This is a genomic window from Butyrivibrio sp. AE2015, assembly GCF_000420825.1.
Lineage (GTDB): Bacteria > Bacillota > Clostridia > Lachnospirales > Lachnospiraceae > Butyrivibrio.
Window position 1 is genome coordinate 65,160 of the sequence record NZ_ATVR01000009.1, and the last position, 23,979, is coordinate 89,138.

Sequence of the window (23,979 nt, forward strand, 5' to 3'; positions counted from 1 at the left end):
TTAAAATGAAAAAAGAAAAATCAAACAATTATTATATTCTCATGTTTCCCATCGACTCTTACAGTGGTTGTGGAGTAGAGGGGTTTGTCCTGATCAATTTTGTGGACAACTCCGCCAATGACAAAAATTACACCTGCATGTATGTGATTGGAGATAGAAGCAGTAGCTTTATTACTCTTACTGATTGTTTCTTCAATGGCCTTTATTTCATTAATACGTTCATTTATCATTTTTTTCTTTACATCAACAGCAGCATTTATCCTGATCTTCCATTGGAGCATTTCCCTGCTCTTGACTCCGAGTTCATTTAGACGTATCTTTTCAGTTTCCAAAGTTTGTAATTCTTCATTATCTCTTTCAAGCTCTTTTTGTCTCTGCAGATAGTCAGAATAAATGTTATCGACAACGCCAAGACTTATGATCGTCTTAGCGCCTCCTTTACTTCCGAGATTCGCTGTTTCAATGCCTAAAAAGCTCTGGGTGGTTCCGCCGTATATGGAGCCATCTTTTCCAAAGGTTTTTACCACACCTTTTGCCAGGATAGTGCAGTTTACAAAAGAATTGGCATAGACATTCATGGCATTTATTTTTACGCCCTCAAGGAACTTGGCAGATACATTGCCTTTTGCGTCAATTCCGCCGCGGAGAGGACATGTGGCGCCGCCTTTTATGGATACATTGCCACCGCTAACCAATAGAGAGCTTTCCATGTGGCCACTGATAACGATATCACCTGAAGCCCTTATCTCTGAACCTGAGTTTACGTCACCTGTAATGAAGACAGTTCCGTCATATCTGATTACCTTGTCGGTGATCTTAACCTCACTCATTACAAGGATTCTTTCTATAAATATATGGCCATCATGCATGGAGAGGGCGCCGGTATATCTGGAAACGTAAGTGATCTTGTCGTTTAGTACCATGAAGCCTGTTCCTTTTAGCATAGGGATCTCACGGCCTTTTTTTGCGACTATTTTTTTGCCGAATACATCGCAGCCGTCAGTACCTAAGGTGGAGCGGTGGTACTTGGCAATTACATCGCCGACATTTATCTTTATCAGCGAGTCAAGATTTGAAAAATCTGCAGTTCCATCTTCGTTTTCAGATAGCACACATTCTTTTGGAAGGTCAAAAAAGTACTCGTAGAATCCGTCGTTTCCGTTGACAGCATCTGTTCCTGACGCGATCAGGTATTCCTTGTCAGATTTGCCGTCCTTGACGAGTTTTTTAATTTCTTTTCTGTCTATCCCATAGTTGATGCCGCATTTTGTAAGAAAACTCATGACGATATCTTCTGAATATTCTTTTATCTGTGGAATGTCTACGGGCTTGAACCAGCACAGCATTCGCTCATGGGTAAAAGAAATATAGTCATTCTTGTGCTCAAGCATATAAAGAAGGATTTCTTCTTTGCTGCTCTTTTTCGCGGTTTCATCCGCTTCGGGAGCAGATTTGTCGATAAAAGTGCCAAGTATCAGCTGCTGACGGACACGGCGCATGTCTTTTGCTGTGTACATCATTGATGAATACTTGGATATATCAATGCCTTCCTCAAGGCCGAGCCTTAGCTCGTGCATCTGGTCTGCCCAGTAAAGTGGCTGGCATAAAGGCGTAATATCAATACCGTGTTCAAGACCAAGGCGCATTTCGCGCATTTGCTGCCAGTTATATGCAACGTCGGCATACTGATCAACGATGACGCCATTTTCTATTCCAAGGCGGATCTCATGAATGGCATCGCTTCTGATATCCGGTGAAATATAATCATCAATTGGAAGGTTTTCCACAAGTGCAGAACGGATCTCCTCAAGCTGGTCTGCGTCATATTTCTGGGCAATATAATCCGAAAGATCAACGCCATCGAGGAAAGCCTTATGGAGCTGGTCCAGGATTCCATATGAATAATTCTTGATCTGTTCTTCAGTTAGGAAAAAACCATCTTCAGCGCTTTCACGGACAACACGCATTTTGAGGTAAGGAATATCAACGTGTGCGTAATCTGCAACGTCGATCTGCGCCTCAAGGCCTTTTCTTATTTCTCTCATCTGAAGAAAATCAAATTCAGGATCGAGATAGAAGATCACCGGAAAATCTTTAGAGAATACAAGACCTTTTCTTATTTGCTTCATCTGTTCAGCAAGAAATTCTTTTTTTGCATAAAGAGATACATCGACATTTTCATAAATGCCGCGCCTTATCTGGTATATCTGACTACTGCTAAAGTTCTGCTCACGATAGGAGGTCATGTCTATTCCCTGAATAGCTTCAAGACGCATTTCCTCCATTTCGAGCCAGGATAATTTGGGGTTCAGATATTTTTTTACATCAATATCAGCTTCCAGACCTTTTCTGATCTCTGCAAGCTGAAGGGCGTTGAAATTGTATTTGCGAAGGACCTCCGATTTCAGTCCTAAAGATTCACACTTAGTAAGCTCTTTTTCAAAAGAGTCATCATCAAAAGAAGTTAAGCCATTATAGATCTTAAATCCGCTTACGGAAGAATCGTCATGTGTAACCATTTTACCCCTCCTGATTACTATTCGGCGAAGTAATTTTATCAAAAATCAGTAGATAAAGTCGATATGCAAAAAGTCGCATAAATCTGCTTGAATGCAGAATTTATGCGACTTTTAGGTACTTCTTAAAAGAGGTATAAAAAAGTATAATTTTTTTATGAAAAATAAGCTTTGTGGTCGATAGATTTTATGAAATAAGATTACATGATAACTTCAACTTTGTATTCTTTAACGCCTGCTTCGTAAGGTATTACAGTTCCTTCGATCACTTTGCCATTTACAGTGAGCTTCTTAACTCCGCTCTGTGAACCATTTGTCTTAACATCGATTGTATAAACGGCATCTCTGTACTTTCTTGTGAGTGTAAAGTCACCAAAGTCCTCAGGTACACAAGGGTTTATTGAAAGACCATTGTGAGTAGGATATACACCAAGGATGTACTGTGAGATATTAACAAATGTCCAGGCAGCAGTACCTGTAAGCCAGCTGTTCTTGCCCTGTCCGAAGAACTTAGCATCTTTTCCTGCAACCATCTGAGAGTATACATAAGGCTCAGTGCAGTGAACATCGCTGATGTCTTCAATATAAGCAGGACATGTCTTTTTGTAAATCTCAAAAGCTCTGTTTCCGTGGCCAAGAACTGTCTCAGCAATAGAAACCCAAGGATTGTTGTGACAGAAGATACCTGCGTTTTCCTTGTATCCCGGTGGATATGAGCTTACTTCACCAAGTTCAAGGTGATATTTTGTGTAAGCAGGCTGAAGGATCATTACGCCGTATTTGGTATCAAGTCTTTCTTCAACGCTCTTAAGAGCCTTAGCTGCAAGGCCTTCCTTAACACCGATTCCTGCGAGAACGCAGAAGCCCTGAGGCTCGATATAGATCTGACCTTCTTCACATTCCTTAGAACCAACTTTGTTGCTGTAAGCATCATATGCTCTAACAAACCATTCGCCGTCCCAACCTGCATCGAGTACAGCGTCATAAACTTTTTTAACTTCGTCTCTTGCTCTCTTTGCTTCAGCATCATCGCCTAAGAGTTCAGCAAGCTGAGCGTACTCCTCACCGTACTTAACGAACATTCCGGCAATGAAAACAGATTCTGCAACAGGTCCTTCAGAAGGTCCAAATGTCTGGAAAGATTCACCGGGGTGCTCTGAGAAGCAGTTGAGGTTCAGGCAGTCGTTCCAGTCAGCTCTTCCTATAAGAGGAAGGCCGTGAGGTCCTTTGTGAGTGATAGTGAAGTTAAGTGAGCACTTTAAGTGTTCCATAAGTGTCTTTGCAACACTCATATCGTTATCAAAAGGTACGATCTCTTTTAATATAGAAAGATCACCTGTCTCTCTTACATATGCGCTTGTTCCTGCAATGAGCCAGAGTGGATCATCATTGAAGCCAGATCCGATATCGGAGTTACCCTTTTTGGTAAGTGGCTGATACTGATGATATGCGCTACCATCCTGGAATTGAGTAGAAGCAATATCAATTATACGCTGTCTTGCTCTGTCCGGAATGAGGTGAACAAAGCCCAGAAGATCCTGACATGAATCCCTAAAGCCCATTCCACGGCCAATTCCTGACTCATAATAGGAAGCAGAACGTGACATGTTGAATGTAACCATGCACTGATACTGGTTCCAAATGTTGACCATTCTGTCAACTTTCTCATTCTTAGAAGAAATATGGTAGATTCCAAGGAGGTTATCCCAGTAATCACATAGCTCTTTAAGAGCCTTGTCTACGGCTTCCTCTGTCTTGTAGCTGTCAAGCATCTTGAATGCAGGTTTTTTATTAACAACAGAAGGAGCTTCCCATTTATCATCTTCAGGATTCTCGATATAACCGAGTGTAAAGATGAAAGTCTTGGACTCGCCAGGAGCAAGCTCAAGGTTGATCTGCTGAGATGCAATAGGAGACCATCCGCTTGCAACTGAGTTTGTTGCCTTTCCTTCTGCAACTACATCAGGGCTGTCAGGGCCGTTGTATGCACCAAGGAAAGCATCTCTGCTTGTATCAAACCCATCAACCTTGGCATTTACACCGTAGATAGCATAGTGGTTACGACGCTCTCTGTACTCTGTCTTGTGGAAGATAACAGATCCGCCGTCAACAACTTCAACTTCACCTGTGCTAAGGTTTCTCTGGAAGTTCTTCATATCATCGTCAGCATTCCAAAGGCACCATTCTACATAAGAAAAGAGTGACAATTTAGCTGCTGTGCTCTTGTTATTTGTGATAGTGACCTTTGAAATCTCACAGTTGTCATTCATAGGAACGAATGTTAAAAGTTTTGCTTCAACATCATTTTTGGATGATGTGAACTTGCTATATCCAAGGCCGTGACGACATTCGTAGCTGTCAAGCTTTGTCTTGACAGGCTGCCAACCCGGATTCCATACAACAGTGTTAGCGGCATCTGTTACATCTTTAATATAGAAGTATTTACCATTGTTGTCATAAGGCACGTTGTTATAGCGATATCTTGTGAGTCTTAAAAGCTTGGCATCCTTATAGAATGTATAACCGCCACAAGTGTTTGATATCAGTGAAAAGAACTCTTTATTCCCGAGGTAGTTGATCCAGGGAAGGGGAGTCTTTGGGGTAGTGATGACGTATTCACGAGCTGCGTCGTCAAAGTAACCGTATTTCATATCGACCTCCTAATACTTAAACGTTTAAGATAATTTCCTAGTGACATTATATATGTCAAGTTGATGGAATGCAATAGAAAAAATCGAAAAAAGATTCACCTGAATGCCGCACAAAACCTAAGGGTAATGAAAATGAACAAATCGTTTCCGTGGAATAGGCGCAGAATCTGCATCATATCGAAAACGTTTAAATCAAAAATGAACAAACTATGTACAAGTTCAGAATAATGTATGAAAAAGCGATAACGAATTTGTAAAAAACAAACAAAATTATATAATGTGCACAAAAAAATAATAATGATACTTGATTTGAAAGTCAAAATGATGTATATTGAAATCACGAAAACGATTAAGTGTATGTGAAAAGGTACAAATGACAAAGAGAATGGTTTCACTCAAAGACATATCTAAGGCTTGTGGAGTGTCGGTTGCGACCGTTTCCAAGGCCCTTAATGATCATAGTGATATAAGTAAAGAAACGAAAGAACGTGTCAGAGAGATTGCTGAGCAGCTTGGCTATCATCCCAATGCTGCAGCCCAGGCGCTCAAGACAAACAGAACCAATAACATAGGAGTCCTGTTTGTTGATGAGGCAAACAGCGGCCTTACTCATGATTACTTTTCACATGTTCTTGACAGTTTCAAAAAGAAAGCGGAGCAGGAAGGTTTCGATATCACCTTTATTAATGGTGATAAGACCCGCAACAATATGAGCTATTTATCTCACGCAATCTACAGAGGATTTGACGGTGTGGTAATTGCCTGTGTTGATTTTTCAGATCCGCAAGTGGATGAGCTTATTAAGAGCAACATTCCTGTTGTCACTATCGACCACTCTTTCTTCAATAGAATATCGATCATGTCTGACAACATAAAAGGCATTAAGGATTTAGTTACTTATATATATGAAATGGGACATAGGAAGATAGCTTATGTACACGGTTATGAAAATACCGCCGTTACACAGAGCAGATTGGCAAGTTTCTACAATACTTTGCAGGAACTTGGGATAAACGTTCCGGATGAATATATCGTGGGAAGTCCTTACAGAGATACTGAGAAGGCTTATGAAGCTACCAAAAAGCTTCTTGATCTTCCTGATCCACCTACATGTATTCTTTATCCCGATGACTTTGCGGCGTTTGGCGGATTCAATGCAGTCAGAGAGAGGAACTTGCGCATCCCGGAAGATATTTCCATTGCCGGTTACGATGGAATTGAGCTCGCAAGGCGAATAAGCCCTTTGATGACAACAATAGTTCAGAATACAGATAAAATTGGAAGGACAGCAGCAGCCAAGCTGATTGATCTGATAAATAATCCGAAAGGAACACTGATCGAGCAGATAGTTATAGAAGGGACTCTTGAGAAGGGTGAGTCCGTAGGGCGTATTGAAACAGTTAAATAAGGTTTAAGACGGCAAAGCCGTTTTAGATAATACTAACAAAACACTCATATAAAAGGGAGGTACATTAGTTATGAAGAAGAAAGTACTTGGATTGTTACTTTCAACAACTATGGTAGCAGGTATGCTTTCAGCATGCGGTAGCACAGCTACTACAACAGAGACTCCAGCAGCAGAGACACCTGCAGCTGAGACACAGACAGAAGCTCCAGCAGCAGAGACACCTGCAGCTGAGGCAACAACAGAAGCAGCTGCTGAGTTACCAGCAGATGAGGGAAAAGTTCTTAACATTTCAGCATGGAACGAAGAGTTTAAGTCTCGTCTTACAGATCACTATCCAGGATATGAGGTAGTTGATGGAACAACAGGTAAGATCGGTGATGTAACAGTTAACTGGCTCATTACTCCTAACGAAGAGAACGCTTACCAGAACAGACTTGATGAGCTTCTTCTTGCACAGGATAGTGCAGCAGCAGATGATAAGGTTGACCTTTTCCTTGTAGAAGCTGACTACGCTGTTAAGTACACAGATACAGATTACACACTTCCTGTAAAGGATCTTGGAATCACAGATGAAGATCTCAAAGATCAGTATGCATACACACAGGCAGTTGTTACAGATTCTAACGGAGTTCTTAAGGGAACATCATGGCAGGGCTGCCCTGGCGTTATGATCTACAACCGAGCAATTGCAAAAGAAGTATTCGGAACAGACGAACCTGCAGATATCCAGGCTAAATTCTCAGATTGGGATAAGTTCTTTGAAGCAGCAGGCGAACTTGATAAGGCTGGCTACGATGTAATTTCTTCAACAGCTGATACATTCCGTGTATATCAGAACAACGCTAAGCTTCCTTGGGTAGATGGAACAAAGATCCAGGTTGATGACAACCTTAAGAAATGGGTTGAAGATTCTAAGAAACTTGCTGATGCTGGCTACTGCAACACTTGGGGACAGTGGGGCGAAGACTGGAACAAGGGCTTCTATCCTGAAGGAAAGGTATTTGCTTACTTTGGACCAGCTTGGCTTATCGATTTCTGTATGGCAGCTGATGTAGAAGGTTCTGTTGCACATGATGGCGGCTGGGCTGCTACAGAAGGACCTCAGGGCTTCTATTGGGGCGGTACATGGATCTGCGCAGCAGCTGGAACAGATAATGCTAACCTTGTAGCAGATATCATGAGAAAGATGACATGCGATCCAGAAGTTATGAAGGACATCGTTCTTAAGGACAATGATTTCGTAAACAACAGACCAGTTATGGAAGGTCTTGCAGCTGATACATCATACTCAAATGCAGTTCTTGGCGGACAGAACCCTCTTAAGATGTTCTGCGCTGGTGCTGATAACATCGATATGGCTAACCTTACAGCTTATGATCAGGGTCTTCTTGGTGACTTCCAGACAGCTATGGGCGACTACATCAACGGCAACTTCGCTACATATGATGAAGCTCTTGAGCAGTTCTACACATTAGCACTTCAGAGATATCCTGAACTTACAAGATAATCATTCTTAAGATTATTGCCTAATAAACTGCCTGCCGGTTCGCCGGCAGGCAATTCTTTAAAACGCTTTGGGTTTAAAGAGTAAAATATCGTGGAGGTACGGGAGTATGGACAAAAAGAAGTCCAATTCTAACGTGGTTAAGTTTAACAGATGGGGATACATCTTTCTTATACCATTCTTTGTAACATATGTAATTTTTAGTTTAATTCCACTATGTTCAACAATTTATAACAGTTTCTTTGAAAATTATCGTTCCGGTCTTAAGCAGATAGGACCTAACTTTGTTGGAATCAACAACTATATTAATCTTCTTAGCTCACCGGAAATTTGGAAATATTTGATAAATACACTGATCATGTGGGTTGGTGGTTTTATTCCACAGATCACTATAGCTCTTTTACTTGCTTACTGGTTCTCTGATCCATCTCTTCGTCTTAAGGGACAGAGATTCTTCAAGACAGTAATTTACATGCCTAACCTTATCATGGCATCAGCATTCTCTATGTTGTTCTTTGCTTTGTTTTCAGATTCAGGCCCAGTAAACCAGATTCTTTTGAGCCTTGGCTTTATAAAAGAGCCATTTAAGTTCTTCCAGTATGTTATTGCATCAAGAGCTCTTGTAATGCTTATGAACTTCCTTATGTGGTTCGGTAATACAACAATTCTTTTGATGGCTGGAATGCTTGGTATTGATTCTTCACTTTATGAGGCAGCACAGGTGGATGGGGCAACAGCTTCACAGGTATTCTTTAAAATCACAATGCCTATCCTTAAGCCTATTTTCACATATGTACTTATAACATCTCTTATCGGTGGTCTGCAGATGTTTGATGTTCCTCAGATCCTGACAAATGGTAGAGGTAATCCTACAGATTCTCTTACTACAGTTATCATGTTGCTCAACAGATACCTTACAAGTAAGGACGTTGGCCGTGGTGGTGCTTTGTCAGTATTCTTATTTGTCGTAACTGGTATTTTGAGTTTGGTTGTATTTAGAATTAACAGCTCAAAGGACAAAGATTAAGGAGGAAAAGGGATTATGGAAAATCAGGCAGCAGCTAAAACCCATGGACTTCCTATAGGAGCAAGAAGAACTATCGCATATATCGTGCTTGTTTTCTTCTCATTCTTATGTCTCATTTGGTTTTATATATTGCTTATTAATTCAACAAGATCACATTCAGAGATGACACTTGGATTTACAATTCTTCCAAGTACACATCTTTTGGATAACTGGAATAGCCTTATAACAGGAACTATTCCTATTGCAAGAGGTTTTGCAAACAGTATTACAGTTTCAGTCTGCACCAGTATTCTTTGCGTATACTTCTCAGCTATGACAGCATATGCGATCAATACATACAGATTTAAAGGAAGAGATGCGATTGCTGCATTCATCCTGGCAATCATGATGATTCCGGGACAGGTTACAGCACTTGGTTTCTTACAGCTCATTAACAGAATGAAACTGGATGACTCAATTATTCCACTTATCTTACCGGCAATTGCTTCACCTATTACTTATTTCTATCTGAAACAGTACATGGAAAGTAATCTTCCATTATCACTGGTTGAGGCAGCAAGAATTGACGGCTCAGGTGAGTTCAGAACATTTAACACAATTATTATTCCACTTATAAAGCCTGCTATCAGCGTTCAGATGATATTCAGCTTTGTAGGTAGCTGGAATAACTACTTCACACCAGCTCTTATCTTACATACAGACACAAAGAAGACTTTGCCTGTTATGATCGCTCAGCTTCGAGGAGCTGACTGGCTTAGATTTGATATGGGTCAGATATACATTATGATTGCAGCATCTATTTTCCCTGTTATCGTAATATACCTTATCCTTTCTAAGTATATTGTAGGAGGAGTTTCAGCTGGAGCAGTAAAAGGTTGATTTTTTGTACAACAATTCGTTGTTTTAATTTGATGAGGTGACTTATTTTTATAAGTTTATCTTCATATTTTACTCTTTCCTTTTATAAGCGTTTAGGAAGCCATGACATTCCCCGTGTCATGGCTTTCTGCATTAATATGTGAAAAAAGATATGAAATAAGTGGGATTGCGTCTGTAAGTGGTGACATGGGCTAAGATGTATTGTAGAATTAGTAGAAATGGATTCAAGCAGTGTGTTAGTTGGAGGTTTATATGGGAAAAAGATCTATTAAGGAAAATAAAAACATTTACTTTGAATGCAGGGATAATCTTGGATTGTCAAGAGCTCAGGCCAGTGAACTTATGGAAGGCATTTCAGAGAGCAGTCTTGAGAAGATGGAAACAGGCAAAACAAATATATATCCTGAGGACGTTGTTCTTATGGCCAAAGCCTATAAGAGACCTGATCTTTGTAATTATTACTGCACTCATGAATGTGCTATTGGAAAGACATCTGTGCCTGAGGTAAAAATATCATCACTTTCAGAAATAGTACTTGGAATGCTTTCATCTCTCAATTCGCTTGAACGTCAGAAAGACAGACTCATAGAGATAACAGCCGATGGACAGATATCTGATGACGAGCTTGAAGATTTTGCAAATATCCAGAAGCAGCTTGAACATATTGATGCTACAGTTGAGGCACTCAAGCTCTGGGTTAATGGCACAATAGCTGAAGGAAAGATAAATAAAGAAAAGCTTGATGCTTTGAAGTGAGATTATTTTTAGATTTTTTTAATTTTTATACTTGTCTTTAAAACTTTAATGTGCTAAAATTCTTTCCAGTACATACAAATGTCCGTGGTAGAAAAACAAATATTAAAAAATGTAAGCGAGAAGGAAAATGGAGCAGGATACCGGTTTTTATGTAATTAAAAAGCAAGCGGTGCCAGAGGTGCTTTTAAAGGTTGTAGATGCCAAAAAGCTTCTGGAATCCGGTAAAGTAAAAACTGTAAATGAAGCTGCTGACAGAGTCGGGATCAGCAGAAGTTCTTTTTACAAATATAAAGAAGATATCTATGAATTCCACGATAGCCTGCAGGGAACTACCCTGACACTCACTTTCCAGATGAATGATGAGGTGGGGCTGTTATCTTATGTGCTTGGACTCATCGCTGAGTTTGGAGCCAATATACTTACGATTCATCAATCAATCCCACTTAATGGTGTGGCATCCATTTCTATAACTATTCAGGTTCTTCCTACCACAAGAGACATCATGGATATGATAAATAAGATGGAAAAAGCTGACGGAGTCCACAAGGTACACATTACGGGACGAAGTGCAACTTTTACATAATAGATACAATTTTGGAGGAAGACATGGCAAAAGTAGCAGTATTAGGATATGGCACAGTTGGTAGCGGCGTAGTTGAAGTATTGGATACTAATGCAAATGAAGTTGCAAAAAGCGCCGGTGAAAAGATAGAACTTAAGTATATTCTTGATTTGCGCGATTTCCCTGGAGATAAGCATGAGTCACAGGTAGTTCACGACATCAATATTATTTTGGATGATCCTGAAGTAGACGTTATCTGCGAGACCATGGGTGGTATCGAACCGGCATTTACTTTTGAGAAGCAGGCTCTTTCAAAAGGCAAATGTGTATGTACCTCCAATAAGGAACTTGTTGCAGCTCACGGACCGGAACTTGTGGAACTTGCAAAGGAAAATGGAGTAAGCTATCTCTTTGAAGCAAGTGTAGGCGGTGGAATACCGGTTCTTCGTTCAATAAATGATTCCCTTAAGCATGAGAAGATTGACTCAATTACAGGTATCTTAAACGGCACTACAAACTATATTCTTACCAAGATGGATAAAGAGGGAGTTGGCTTTGCAACAGTCCTTAAAAAGGCTCAGGAAAAGGGATATGCAGAAAGAAATCCTGAAGCTGATGTAGAAGGATATGATGCATGCCGTAAGATTGCCATTCTCTCAAGCCTTATGAGTGGCAAACATGTGGATTATGAAGATATCTACACTGAGGGCATCACACACATCTCAATTGAAGATTTTGAGTATGCGCGTGCACTTAATATGGCCATCAAGCTCCTTGCTATGTGTAAAAGAAATGAGAATGGTTTCTTTACTATTGTTGCACCATTCCTTATTCCTTATGAGCACCCGCTTGCCAATGTAAACGGCGTATTTAATGCGATAAATATTCATGGAAACATGCTTGGCGACGTAATGTTCTATGGAAAGGGCGCAGGTAAAAATGCCACAGCAAGCGCTGTAGTTGCTGATGTTATCGATATGGTCAAGCATAAAGGCAAACATATCGAAGTTAATATGAATTCTGAGAAAGCTAAGCTTACTTCAAAGGACAACGCTGTCAGAAGGTTCTTTGTGAGAGTTTCTGAATCCCTTAAGGATCAGGCAATTGAGCTCTTTGGATCAGATATCGACATTGTAAAAAGAAACAGCGTTTCCGGTGAATTTGCTTTTATTACAGATCTTATTTCTGAAAAGGATTTTGAAGAGAAGCTTTGGAAGCTTGATAGTGTTAAAGGTTATATAAGAATGTATTAAAAATAGCTATTATTTTTTAGGAGAATATTATGAAAAAAGTAGTTAAATTTGGCGGAAGTTCACTTGCCAGCAGCGAACAGTTTGAAAAAGTAGGAAATATCATAAAGTCAGATCCTGACAGAGTTTATGTAGTTCCTTCAGCACCTGGAAAAAGAAATTCCAAGGATACTAAGGTTACTGACATGCTTTACAAGACATATGCTCTTGCAGAGGCAGGAAAAGACTTTTCAAAACAGCTATCAGACATCAAAGCAAGATATGATGAGATCATAAAAGGACTTGGACTCAAGCTCAACCTTTCAAATGAGTTTAAGACCATAGAAAAGAACTTTAAGGCAGCAGCAGGAAAGGATTACGCTGCAAGCCGCGGCGAGTACTTAAACGGCATTATTATGGCTGCATACCTTGGTTATGAATTTATAGATGCTGCAACAGTAGTATCTTTTGATAAGAACGGAGAGTTTGATGGAGAAAAGACCAACAAACAGATGGCAAAAAAACTTGAGAAGACTCCAAAGGCTGTAATCCCTGGATTTTACGGTGCTTTCCCTGATGGAAGCATCAAGACCTTCTCAAGAGGAGGCTCAGATATTACAGGTTCTATCGTAGCAAGAGCCATCAAGGCTGACGTCTATGAGAACTGGACAGATGTATCAGGGTTTTTGGTTGCTGATCCAAGGATCATTGAGAAGCCACCACACATCGAGACAATAACTTACACAGAGCTTCGAGAGCTTGCATACATGGGTGCTTCAGTTCTTCACGAAGATGCAATCTTCCCTGTCAGAAAAGAAGGAATCCCGATCAATATCAGAAATACCAATAAGCCTGAGGATCCAGGAACATGGATTGTAGAGTCAACAGCTAAAAAGTCCAAATATGTTATCACCGGTATTGCCGGCAAAAAAGGTTTTTGCTGCGTAAATATCTTAAAGGATCAGATGAACTCTGAGGTTGGCTTTGTAAGGAAAGTACTTCAGGCATTTGAAGATCAGAATATTTCAATTGAGCATGTTCCATCAGGAATTGATACTATGACAGTATTTGTTCAGCAGGATGAGTTCATTGAAAAAGAGCAGGCAGTAGTATCAGAGATTCACAGACTCGCCAGACCTGACATGCTTGAGATCGAATCAGACCTTGCACTCATCGCAGTAGTAGGCCGCGGCATGAAATCAACACGAGGCACAGCCGGAAGAATCTTCTCAGCACTTGCACATGCCAGCGTAAACGTCCGTATGATCGACCAGGGCTCATCAGAGCTTAACATCATCATCGGCGTAGAAACCCGCGACTTTGAAAAAGCCATCAGTGCCATCTACGACATCTTCGTAACAACGCAGGTCTGAGACATTTTGCTAAAATAGCCTTCCCTTGCAGCCCCCCCGGCTGCAAGGGAAGTTTTTGTTTATAAAATGGTAATACTTTTTTATGATTCTTTTTTGCCATGTGGGAAAATGGCTCGTATATAATGGTAACAGAAACAAAGATATGATGGAGGTAAAGATCATGAATAATATAGATAAGAAAGTTATTTCTGATAGTAATCTTGAATATGTTACCGGCGGAGTCGGTATGGGGACTATCCTTAATAACAATGCACAGATGAAGAGAATACCGGATAAACTGGCACCAAAGAATAGTCCTGGCGGCAATGACTGTTTTGGTGCCCTTAAGAATAAAGAGGGTGAGAATGAAGGCACAGGACTGGCGTAAGTGGATAATAATAATGGAGAATGTGGTTATGGCTAATATCGATATGAATAAAAATTTGATATGTGATAATGACCTTGAATTTGTGTCAGGCGGTTTCGATCCTGAGGAATATAAAAAAATGATGGATCGTAGTAAAAATGCTCCAAAACCAATGGGGCCGAAGAGTAACCCCGGTAAGAATGACGACTATTTTGCAGCAGGGAAGGAGCATCCTGGGGATAATTGTGACAATGGATTGGCTTAATGCTGGTGTTGGCTTATCATAAACATCATTATCTTAATAAAAGGCACAGCATAGTAATGTCATCGTATTGCTCTTCGCCTGAGGTGAAGTCGTTGATAGCTTCGGTGATAGCGGTCAGTAGCTCCTGAGAAGATGAGCCTTTATGAGCGTTTAGGCAGCTTTCAATGCGATCAGTCTCAAACATCTTATCATCAGCTCTTTTTGCTTCAGCGACACCATCGGTGTAGAGGAATATGCCTCCGCCTTTCGTGATTTTAATCTCATAGTCTTCGTATTCAAGGCCCTCAAAGGCACCGCAAAAAGCGCCGTGAGGGTCTTTATATATGCTAAAGACCTGATTTTCATCGGCAATAAATGGGTATTCGTGCCCGGCGTTAGAAGCAGTTATTATACCTGTACTTATTTCAAGTATTCCAAGCCAGACAGTTATGAACATTGCATTGTCGTTGCCTTTTGCGAGAGCATTGTTGACATATCCAAGTATTTCTGATGGTTTTCCACCTTTCTCGGCTCTGATTCTAAGAAGCTCTTTTCCTTTCATCATAAAGAGGGCAGCAGGTACGCCTTTTCCGGATACATCAGCTATGATCATAGCAAGATGATCCTCATCGATCATAAAGAAGTCATAGAAATCTCCTGCGACTTCTTTTGCCGGAGTCATAGAGGCGCACAGATCCACCTTTTCACTTACGGAGAAATCAGTTGGAAGAGCTGACTGCTGAATCTGGGCAGCGATATCAAGCTCAGCTGCGATTCGCTCTTTTTCCGCACTTACAAGTCTGATCTCTTTCATGGATCTGTTAATATTCTGTTCCATATCAGCCATGGTATCGCGAAGCTCGGCCAATTCATCAGAGGTGTGAATATCCACATTTTCAAAAAAGACAGAGCTTTCTTCTTCTTCGGAGACCTTATCTCTTTCGGTATAACTCCTGGCAGCTTTTACAAGCAAGTGAATAGGTGAGATTATCCTTATATCTATACTTCTTGATAGGATAATTGAAAGAATAAGGAATAGCGCAAGGATAGTAGGTACAAACATTGTAAGGAAAAGAAATAGATTATCGGAAAGAACGTTGAGACTTATATCAAGGGTTGTGAATCCGATCATAGTTCCGTCCGGACCATACAGCGGCTCATAGTCAGTTGCTGAGTAGCCAAGCAGTGAAGTATGGCTTAGAGGCATATAAGAATCTGAATTTATAGTTTTTTGAATCTCATCCCAGCTTTCTACTACACCGTTATCATTAGAGATATATTGCCCGGGGAGGTAGGCATATCCGGATTTGTCGCCGTCTACAACAAGAACAAGCCTTACATTTTCTTTGTCATAGAATGTGAGACTTATATTAATAATTTCAGTAGCTTCCCTGCAGTTAGTCAGAACTTTCCTTGCTGTAAAAAAGTCGTCATCCAAAAGAGGAATAAAATATTCCTTATAATCATCGGCAAATGGATCCTTACGATTTTCTTCAGGGATTTTTTCATATATCTCTTTTGTTTCACGGAATATTTTTTCCACATACTCCATATCCAGTTCAGACTGTACGTATGCGGCAAGCTTTTCATAAAATATTTTATGATTTCTTACTGTGGATTTCAGGAAAAAACGAGAACATACCAGTACGGTTATAAATTGCAGCAAAAGAACACTGACAAAAATCAGTTGTAAAGCCTGTCTTTTCAATGATTTTTTGTTTTTTGTTTTTTCTTTTGACATGCGTTATCCTGCCTTCGGACCGCGGTATTTGAAGACTGTTAATATAATTATATTACAAAATATACCATATGACGATAAAAGGGAAATAAAAAGTCGCTGGCCCGATTAATGGTCAGCGACAAAGTACACTTATTTATTCAGAAGATATTCAATGAAGAGTTTTGCGTTATCAAGGCGGGTTGTGTTGGCGATTATACCGACTACAGGTGTTGATCCCTGATAGAGATTGTTGTCTGTTATTACTTTTGAATCATCAATAATGATTCCGACAGGAACAGGGTTATCCATTTCATTTACAGGAGTATCAGGATACTGGCCTGTTGCATAGATATCAGCAGCCATGACTGCGTACTTGTTGTCTTTATCGTAGGAACCGTTCATAAGAAAATCCTGGTAGGCATCGGATGCGATGTAATCCACAAGACCTCTGTCTACATAGAAAAGCTTATCGGCATATTTGTTAAGAAAGCTTTCATCATATATAGTTCTGAGGTCCGTGAATATATCCTGATGTGCGTAATAGGCAAAGGTGTTCTGGTCAGCTGCCATGGAATCAAGCTCTGCAGCTGAGAGGTTTGCCATGATCTTCTGGCTGGTTGCAATTGTTACTTCATCAATTATTTCTGTATTATATGTAACTGAAGTGTCTATAAAGCAACTGCTTGTAGTAGTGTCAATGCCGGCATATTCTGTGAATTCACTCTCAAGGACTTCTTCTGCATTTGATGAATAACTGTTGAGCATTAGTGCGTAAAAAGCGTAAGGCTTATTGTTTGTAACATCTTTTACCAAAACTACTATAAATATGATGGCGGCTAAGGCGACGATCGTATGTATTTTGTAGTAGTCCCAAAAATACTGCAGATGAGCCTTTACACCCTGACCTTTTAATTTCTTTTGCTGTTCTCTGATCTCTTCATGTACTGACATTTTAAAACCTCCGGAGCATCAAAAAATATTAACAGAAATATAATATTTTTTGTTCGTAAAAATGTATATAATAGAATTGATGACTGTGTGCAGGAACAAAATGAATTGTTTTAGAGCACTTGTCACATATGATACAAATTTATGTCCTTCAATGTCAATAAGAATAATCGTGGTTGCCCTTGACATGGCATTAATTTGAATATAAGATACTTGATAAAAATGGCGACTAACAGGAGGAGTAGTTTTACAGATGGTTAACGACAATAGTTATGTAGAATGCCTCGTTGAAAGTAAGGCATCGCCGGTTATTACTTTTCTCAAGTATTTGAGCATTTTCTTTGCAGTTGTTTTCTTCATTGCAGCTTTCATGCTTGGTTTTGGAATAATTGGTCTTATACTTTGCGTGGCAGCAGGTTTTGGTTATCATTTTGCAGCACTTAATGCAAACATTGAGTACGAGTATCAGTATTGTGACAAAGAGATTTCAGTAGACAAAGTTCTTAATAAAAGTTCCCGTAAGCATGTGGGTACTTATTCAGTTGAGCACATTGAGGCAATGGCTCCATCCAGATCATATCATTTAGACGAATTCAAGAATAAGACATACAAGACATCAGATTTTTCATCAAAAAATAAGGACGCTCAGCCGGATCCTACATACACAATCTATTACGATGGAAAAGACAAGATAATATTTGAACCAACAGAAGAGTTCGTTGCGGCAGTTAAGGCTGTAGCACCTAGAAAAGTTTTTACAGATTAAGTTGATAATTGCATTTTAATGTAATGAGATTTTATAGATAATGGGAGATTATAATGGGACAGATAATTGGTGAAGGAATTACTTTTGACGATGTGCTTTTAGTACCTGCTTATTCACAGGTTATACCTAATCAGGTAGATGTTGGAACATGGCTTACAAAAAAGATCAGACTTAACATTCCTATGATGAGTGCAGGAATGGACACAGTTACAGAGCACAGAATGGCTATTGCGATGGCCAGACAGGGTGGTATCGGAATCATCCACAAAAATATGTCAATTGAAGCTCAGGCTGAAGAGGTTGATAAGGTTAAAAGATCAGAGAATGGCGTAATCACAGATCCATTTTCTCTTTCACCAGACCATACACTTGCAGATGCAGATTCACTCATGGCTAAATTCCGTATTTCAGGTGTACCTATCACAGAGGGCAGAAAGCTTGTTGGTATCATTACTAACAGAGATCTTAAGTTTGAAAAAGACTACTCCAAGAAGATCAAGGAAGTAATGACAAGCGAAAACCTCATTACTGCAAAAGAGGGTATCACTCTTGAAGAAGCAAAGAGTATCCTCGCCAAGTCCAAAAAAGAAAAGCTCCCAATCGTTGATGATGACTACAATCTTGTAGGACTTATCACTATTAAAGATATTGAAAAGACAATCAAGTATCCTCTTGCTGCAAAGGATGACCAGGGAAGACTCTTATGCGGAGCCGGTGTTGGTATCTCTGCAAACTGTCTTGATCGTGTAGCAGCTCTTGTGGATGCTAAGGTTGACGTTGTTGTTCTTGATTCAGCACATGGACATTCAGAGAACGTTCTTAAGTGCCTTAGAATGATCAAAGAGAAGTTCCCTGATCTTCAGGTTATCGCAGGAAACTGTGCAACAGGCGCTGCAACAAAGGACCTCATCGAGGCTGGTGCTGATGCTGTCAAGGTTGGTATCGGACCTGGTTCTATCTGCACAACACGTGTGGTTGCAGGTATTGGTGTTCCTCAGATCTCAGCTATCATGGACTGCTATGCAGTTGCTAAGGAGTATGGTATCCCGATCATCGCTGATGGTGGTATCAAGTACTCAGGAGATATTACAAAGGCTATCGCAGCCGGTGGAAACATCGTTATGATGGGTTCAATGTTTGCTGGTTGTGACGAAGCACCTGGTGAGTTTGAGCTTTTCCAGGGAAGAAAGTACAAAGTTTACCGTGGAATGGGCTCTATTTCAGCTATGGAGAACGGTTCAAAGGATCGTTATTTCCAGGAAGATGCCAAGAAACTTGTTCCTGAAGGCGTTGAAGGTCGTGTAGCTTACAAGGGAACAGTTGAAGATACTGTATTCCAGCTTATTGGTGGACTTCGTTCAGGAATGGGATATTGTGGATGCCAGACAATTGAGGAGCTTAAGGAAAACGGCAGATTTATCAAGATTACTTCAGCAGCACTTCGTGAGTCACATCCTCATGATATTCAGATTACAAAAGAGGCGCCTAACTACAGCGCATCTGATAGATAAAAATATTCTCCGGGAGTGAAAACTTGCAAGAGTTTATTAACGAAGCAGAAGCAAAAAACACTGGTGAAATGGGTTCTCTAAAGGATTTTAGCGGAGCCCTTGGTGATTTTGCGCAAAAAAATGCCGCTTCGATCCAGTCATGGCAGGACAGATTCTGTGAGATGGCTGGTATATATGCTTTTTGCCTTGATACTAATGAAGTACCTGTAAGTCAATTTTCAGGTAATCCCAGAGAAATAAAACTAATTCAAAAATACGTGACAGATGTAAGGATACACAACATATTTAAGCGTGTATCCGAGAGCGAGCTTGAGGATCAGGCTGTGGAGATCACAGAAGTTCCAAATTTAAAGCTCGCTGCTGTTGCTGTCAAAAACGATAATTCTACTGCCGCTGTGTGGATCGTATGCGGTGTACTTACTGATGCAGAATATGAAAAAGAGTTTTATCATGTTCAGCCATTAGAATCTTTTACTTACCAGATATCAGAAAGAAAACTATATAAGACTTTAGATCTTCTCAGAGAGTCACTTAGTGTGGTCTTGGGTATTGAAACATCCAGAACAATGGCTGAGGCCAGTAGCAAGGTCAGCAAAAAGCAGGAGCTTGAAATGACCAGTTCTTTTAGAAGAGCTGAGACTATGACAGAGATAGTATCTCTTTTGGATAGTGATGATTCAATTGAGGAAATAATGGTGGATATGCTATCTAAACTCTGCGATTACCTACAGGTAAGTAATGCATACACCTGCAGGATACATCATGGTCATCTGATGGATGTTGTAGTGCAGTGGACGGCAGCGGGCGTATCCAAGATGTTTCCTGATACAACAGACCAGGAGAAATGCTGGTTCCTTGGCTCTGAAAAAGCGGTTGTTGTATCAAGCGACAGTCAGATGAATGCAGGCGAAAGGGAACAGCTTGATAATCTGTCAATTAAGGCGCTTGTAGCCATGCCTATAATTGTCAACGGCGCTATCCTGTTCTATGCGTGCTTTACAGAGACCAGAGAAATAAGGATATGGTCCATTGATGACATCAAATACATAAATGATGCTATAAGAGTGCTCCAGAGTATTATTACCAAGAGACTGCAAAAGAACTCTCTTGCAAGCTCTTTTGCTTCACTTGAGTCAGTTCTTGATAATGTGGGAAGTTCCATTTATGTAAGAGATATTGAGACCGGAGTTCTTTTGTTTGCAAACAGAAGCTTTAAAAAGAACTTCAGCAGGGAAATAAGTGAGAACTCTCTTGTGGACCTTTTTGAATCCAATATTCCATCAAGGAGCCGAAGTGGTAACTATGAAGTAAATCACAGGGCTAGAGGTAAATGGTATGACGTTTACTACACAAGAATAAAGTGGGTTGACGGAAGACCTGTATCTCTTTGCGCCTTGTATGACATAACTGAGAAGAAGCTTTATCAGCGCAGGATTGAGCTTCAGGCTTATACAGATTTCCTGACAGGCCTTTACAACAGAATGTGCTGTGAAAAAGACCTTGCCAGATATGTGGATGAGGCAAGACAGAATAATACTCACGGTGCACTAATGTACCTTGATCTTGATGACTTCAAACATATAAATGACAGTTTGGGTCATCAGTACGGCGATATTCTTTTGCAGGATATTTCCAAGTCGATCAGCAGGATTGAGGGTATCGGCAATTCCTGCTACAGAATGGGCGGAGATGAATTTGTTATCATCGTTCCACCTGATAGCTTTGGAAGACTTGATAAGATAATGGAAGAGATCAAGGACGCCTTTGCTACGCCATGGTACCTTAAAGACAGTGATTATTACTGCACTATGAGTATGGGTATTGTAAAGTTTCCTGATCACGGGGACAGTGTTTCTGAGCTTATCAGAAAATCTGATGTTGCCATGTATGAAGCCAAGAAATCCGGCAAAAACCGTGTGGCAGAGTATTCAGATAATATAGATTCTTCTTCAATCCACAGACTTGACCTTGAAAAGAGCATGTATGATGCCATTGGAAAGAGCTGTGATGAGTTTGAAGTATTCTTCCAGCCCATTATCATGCAGCCTTCTGACCTTAAGAGCGGCAACGGTCAGTTCAAGCATGTAGGAGCGGAGGCACTTGTCAGATGGAACAGTGAAAAACTGGGATTCCTTAGTCCTGATGAATTCGTTCCTCTGGCGGAGTATTTGGGACTTATAAATCCTATTGGCAATTATGTCCTGAAAAAGGCCTGTGAATGTTGCAGACAATGGAATGAATCGGGAACAGGCGAGTTTGCGATCAGCGTAAATCTTTCTGTAGTTCAGATCATGCAGACTGATATTGTGGATGTAATTAAAGAATGTATTGAAGAAAACCACTTAAAACCTCAGAATCTCATCCTTGAGCTCACTGAGAGACTTGCTATAAATGATCTTGCAAGGACCAAGCAGACACTTCTTGATATAAAAGCACTTGGAGTAAGGCTTGCCCTTGATGATTTCGGAACGGGATATTCAGCACTTAGCAGTTTGAGAGCGCTGCCCTTTGATATTATCAAGGTTGATCAGAATTTCTCCAAGGGAATAGAAACAGATGATTATTCCAAAGCTTTCATAAAGACCATAAGTCAGCTTGGCAAGACTATAGGTGCAGAGGTATGCGTGGAAGGTATAGAGACTAAGCAGCAGCTAAGTGCCTTAAAGGGACTGGGAGTAAAATACGTTCAGGGCTACTATTATGACAAGCCTTTACGAAGGGCTGCATTTGAGGAAAAATACGTCTATAGTTAAATGTTGCGTACTATGATATACTATGTTGTACGATTATAATTTTTAGAAAGTTGGTTATAAGAACAAAATGGCAGAAGAAGTAGTAACAAAAACAAATGACAATGCTGAAGAAGGCAATACTCCTTCAAGGCATTTTATTGAAGCAGCAATTGATAAGGATCTTCAGGATGGAGTGTACGACCACGTACATACTCGTTTTCCGCCTGAACCAAACGGCTTTTTACATATAGGACATGCTAAGAGTATTCTTTTAAACTATGGAATGGCAAAAGAGTACGGCGGCAAGTTTAATATGAGATTTGACGACACCAACCCTACAAAGGAAAAGGCAGAGTTCATGGACTCTATCATCGAGGATGTTAAGTGGCTTGGTGCAGATTATGAGGATCGTTTATTCCATGCATCTGATTATTTTGACGAGATGTATGAAGACGCTGTAAAGCTCATCAAAAAAGGTAAGGCTTATGTTTCAGAGCTTACTGCTGATGAAATGCGTGAGTACAGAGGAACTCTTACAGAACCCGGTAAGAATGATCCTAACAGGGACAGAAGTGTAGAAGAGAACTTAAGACTCTTTGAAGAGATGAAGAGCGGCAAGGTTGAAGATGGCGCTATGACACTTCGTGCCAAGATCGATATGGCTTCACCTAATATTAACATGAGAGATCCTATTATCTACAGGGTTGCTCATATGACACATGCAAGAACAGGTGACAAGTGGTGCATCTATCCTATGTACGACTTTGCTCATCCTATTGAGGATGCTATTGAGGGCATCACACATTCTCTCTGCACTCTTGAGTTTGAGGATCACAGACCTTTGTATGACTGGGTTAAGACAGAATGTGAATATAAGAACCCACCAAGACAGATCGAGTTTGCAAAGCTCTATCTCAACAATGTTGTTACAGGTAAAAGATATATCAAGCGTCTTGTAGAAGATGGCATAGTTGACGGATGGGATGATCCAAGACTTGTTACTATTGCTTCACTTAGAAGAAGAGGATTTACTCCTGAATCTATAAAGATGTTTGTTGATATGTGTGGTATCAGTAAGGCAAACTCTACAGCTGAGTATGCTATGCTTGAGTATTGCATAAGAGAAGATCTTAAGCTCAAGGCTAAGAGAATGCTTGCTATCCTTGATCCTGTAAAGCTTATTATCGACAATTATCCTGAAGGTGAAACAGAGTATCTTGAGATTGAGAATAACAAGGAAGTTCCTGAAATGGGAACAAGAAAGATTCCTTTCGGAAAAGAGCTCTATATTGAGAGAGAGGACTTCTATGAGAATCCTCCTAAGAAGTATTTCCGTCTTTTCCCTGGAAATGAAGTAAGACTTATGAATGCTTACTTTGTAACATGTACAGGATGTGATAAGGATGAGAATGGCAATGTTATTGCTGTTCATTGCACATATGATCCTGCAACAAAGTCAGGAAGCGGATTTAACGAGAGAAAAGTTAAAGGTACAATTCATTGGGTTTCTGCTAAGGAAGCACTTAATGCAGAAGTACGTTTGTATGAGAATATCATTGATGAAGAAAAGGGTGTTTATAATGAGGATGGATCACTTAACCTTAACCCTAACTCCATCACTGTGATCAAGAATGCAAAACTTGAACCTGAGCTTAAAAATGCAGTAGCTTATGACAAATTCCAGTTTGTAAGAAATGGATTTTTCTGTGTTGATTCAAAGGATTCCAAGGAAGGAGCACCTGTATTTAACAGAATAGTGTCATTAAAGAGCTCATTTGTATTACCTAAAAACTAATTTAAGAAAAGA

18 protein-coding genes are annotated in these 23,979 nt (G+C 40.1%); 14 read left to right on the forward strand and 4 right to left on the reverse strand.

Annotated features, from left to right (window positions below; genetic code table 11):
• Positions 1-20: 20 nt before the first annotated feature.
• Positions 21-2,519: a DUF342 domain-containing protein gene (locus G585_RS0106605; protein WP_022773842.1), complete on the reverse strand. Its 2,499-nt coding sequence runs from the start codon at positions 2,517-2,519 to the stop codon at positions 21-23.
• Between the two features lie 197 nt (positions 2,520-2,716).
• Entirely contained in the window at positions 2,717-5,167 is a 2,451-nt protein-coding gene (locus tag G585_RS0106610) for a GH36-type glycosyl hydrolase domain-containing protein (RefSeq protein WP_022773843.1), read from the reverse strand.
• A gap of 385 nt (positions 5,168-5,552) precedes the next feature.
• Between G585_RS0106610 and G585_RS0106615 the strand changes: the two genes are divergently transcribed.
• The 10 genes from G585_RS0106615 to G585_RS0106660 all read left to right on the forward strand — a co-directional run bounded on the left by G585_RS0106615 (position 5,553) and on the right by G585_RS0106660 (position 14,516).
• Positions 5,553-6,575, forward strand: coding sequence for a LacI family DNA-binding transcriptional regulator (locus G585_RS0106615; RefSeq protein ID WP_026663828.1), 1,023 nt, complete (start codon positions 5,553-5,555; stop codon positions 6,573-6,575).
• A gap of 70 nt (positions 6,576-6,645) precedes the next feature.
• Positions 6,646-8,082, forward strand: coding sequence for an ABC transporter substrate-binding protein (locus G585_RS0106620; RefSeq protein ID WP_022773846.1), 1,437 nt, complete (start codon positions 6,646-6,648; stop codon positions 8,080-8,082).
• A gap of 106 nt (positions 8,083-8,188) precedes the next feature.
• Positions 8,189-9,106 (forward strand): carbohydrate ABC transporter permease, encoded by a 918-nt coding sequence (locus G585_RS0106625; RefSeq protein ID WP_022773847.1) that lies wholly within the window; start codon positions 8,189-8,191, stop codon positions 9,104-9,106.
• 15 nt (positions 9,107-9,121) lie between these two features.
• Entirely contained in the window at positions 9,122-9,985 is an 864-nt protein-coding gene (locus tag G585_RS0106630; protein ID WP_022773848.1) for a carbohydrate ABC transporter permease, read from the forward strand.
• Between the two features lie 252 nt (positions 9,986-10,237).
• Complete coding sequence (locus G585_RS0106635) at positions 10,238-10,741, forward strand: helix-turn-helix domain-containing protein (RefSeq protein WP_022773850.1); 504 nt, start codon at positions 10,238-10,240, stop codon at positions 10,739-10,741.
• Positions 10,742-10,868: 127 nt separating this feature from the next.
• Entirely contained in the window at positions 10,869-11,324 is a 456-nt protein-coding gene (locus tag G585_RS0106640) for an ACT domain-containing protein (protein WP_022773851.1), read from the forward strand.
• Positions 11,325-11,347: 23 nt separating this feature from the next.
• The gene (locus G585_RS0106645; protein WP_034481511.1) at positions 11,348-12,556 is read left to right on the forward strand and encodes a homoserine dehydrogenase; all 1,209 of its coding nucleotides are present in this window, start codon (positions 11,348-11,350) and stop codon (positions 12,554-12,556) included.
• A 29-nt stretch (positions 12,557-12,585) separates the two neighbouring features.
• Positions 12,586-13,905, forward strand: a complete 1,320-nt coding sequence (locus tag G585_RS0106650; RefSeq protein ID WP_022773853.1) for an aspartate kinase — start codon at positions 12,586-12,588, stop codon at positions 13,903-13,905.
• Between the two features lie 160 nt (positions 13,906-14,065).
• Positions 14,066-14,272, forward strand: a complete 207-nt coding sequence (locus G585_RS0106655) for a hypothetical protein (protein WP_155827760.1) — start codon at positions 14,066-14,068, stop codon at positions 14,270-14,272.
• Complete coding sequence (locus G585_RS0106660) at positions 14,250-14,516, forward strand: hypothetical protein (protein WP_022773856.1); 267 nt, start codon at positions 14,250-14,252, stop codon at positions 14,514-14,516. The genes G585_RS0106655 and G585_RS0106660 overlap by 23 nt, the downstream gene beginning before the upstream one ends.
• A gap of 28 nt (positions 14,517-14,544) precedes the next feature.
• On the opposite strand, the gene G585_RS18860 is transcribed toward G585_RS0106660, so the two are convergent.
• Together G585_RS18860 and G585_RS0106670 are read right to left on the reverse strand one after the other, a co-directional pair.
• Positions 14,545-16,038 (reverse strand): PP2C family protein-serine/threonine phosphatase, encoded by a 1,494-nt coding sequence (locus G585_RS18860; RefSeq protein ID WP_196802892.1) that lies wholly within the window; start codon positions 16,036-16,038, stop codon positions 14,545-14,547.
• Between the two features lie 327 nt (positions 16,039-16,365).
• Positions 16,366-17,166, reverse strand: a complete 801-nt coding sequence (locus tag G585_RS0106670; RefSeq protein ID WP_022773859.1) for a hypothetical protein — start codon at positions 17,164-17,166, stop codon at positions 16,366-16,368.
• Between the two features lie 250 nt (positions 17,167-17,416).
• Here G585_RS0106670 and G585_RS0106675 point away from each other — a divergent pair, with 250 nt between their 5' ends.
• The 4 genes from G585_RS0106675 (at position 17,417) to G585_RS0106690 (ending at position 23,967) form a co-directional block, all read left to right on the forward strand.
• On the forward strand, positions 17,417-17,929 hold the full coding sequence (locus G585_RS0106675; RefSeq protein WP_022773860.1) for a DUF6106 family protein: 513 nt from the start codon (positions 17,417-17,419) through the stop codon (positions 17,927-17,929).
• A 53-nt stretch (positions 17,930-17,982) separates the two neighbouring features.
• Complete coding sequence (gene guaB, locus G585_RS0106680) at positions 17,983-19,440, forward strand: IMP dehydrogenase (protein ID WP_022773861.1); 1,458 nt, start codon at positions 17,983-17,985, stop codon at positions 19,438-19,440.
• 23 nt (positions 19,441-19,463) lie between these two features.
• Positions 19,464-22,193, forward strand: coding sequence for a putative bifunctional diguanylate cyclase/phosphodiesterase (locus G585_RS0106685; protein ID WP_022773862.1), 2,730 nt, complete (start codon positions 19,464-19,466; stop codon positions 22,191-22,193).
• A 67-nt stretch (positions 22,194-22,260) separates the two neighbouring features.
• Positions 22,261-23,967 (forward strand): glutamine--tRNA ligase/YqeY domain fusion protein, encoded by a 1,707-nt coding sequence (locus G585_RS0106690; RefSeq protein ID WP_022773864.1) that lies wholly within the window; start codon positions 22,261-22,263, stop codon positions 23,965-23,967.
• The last annotated feature ends 12 nt before the right edge of the window (positions 23,968-23,979 follow it).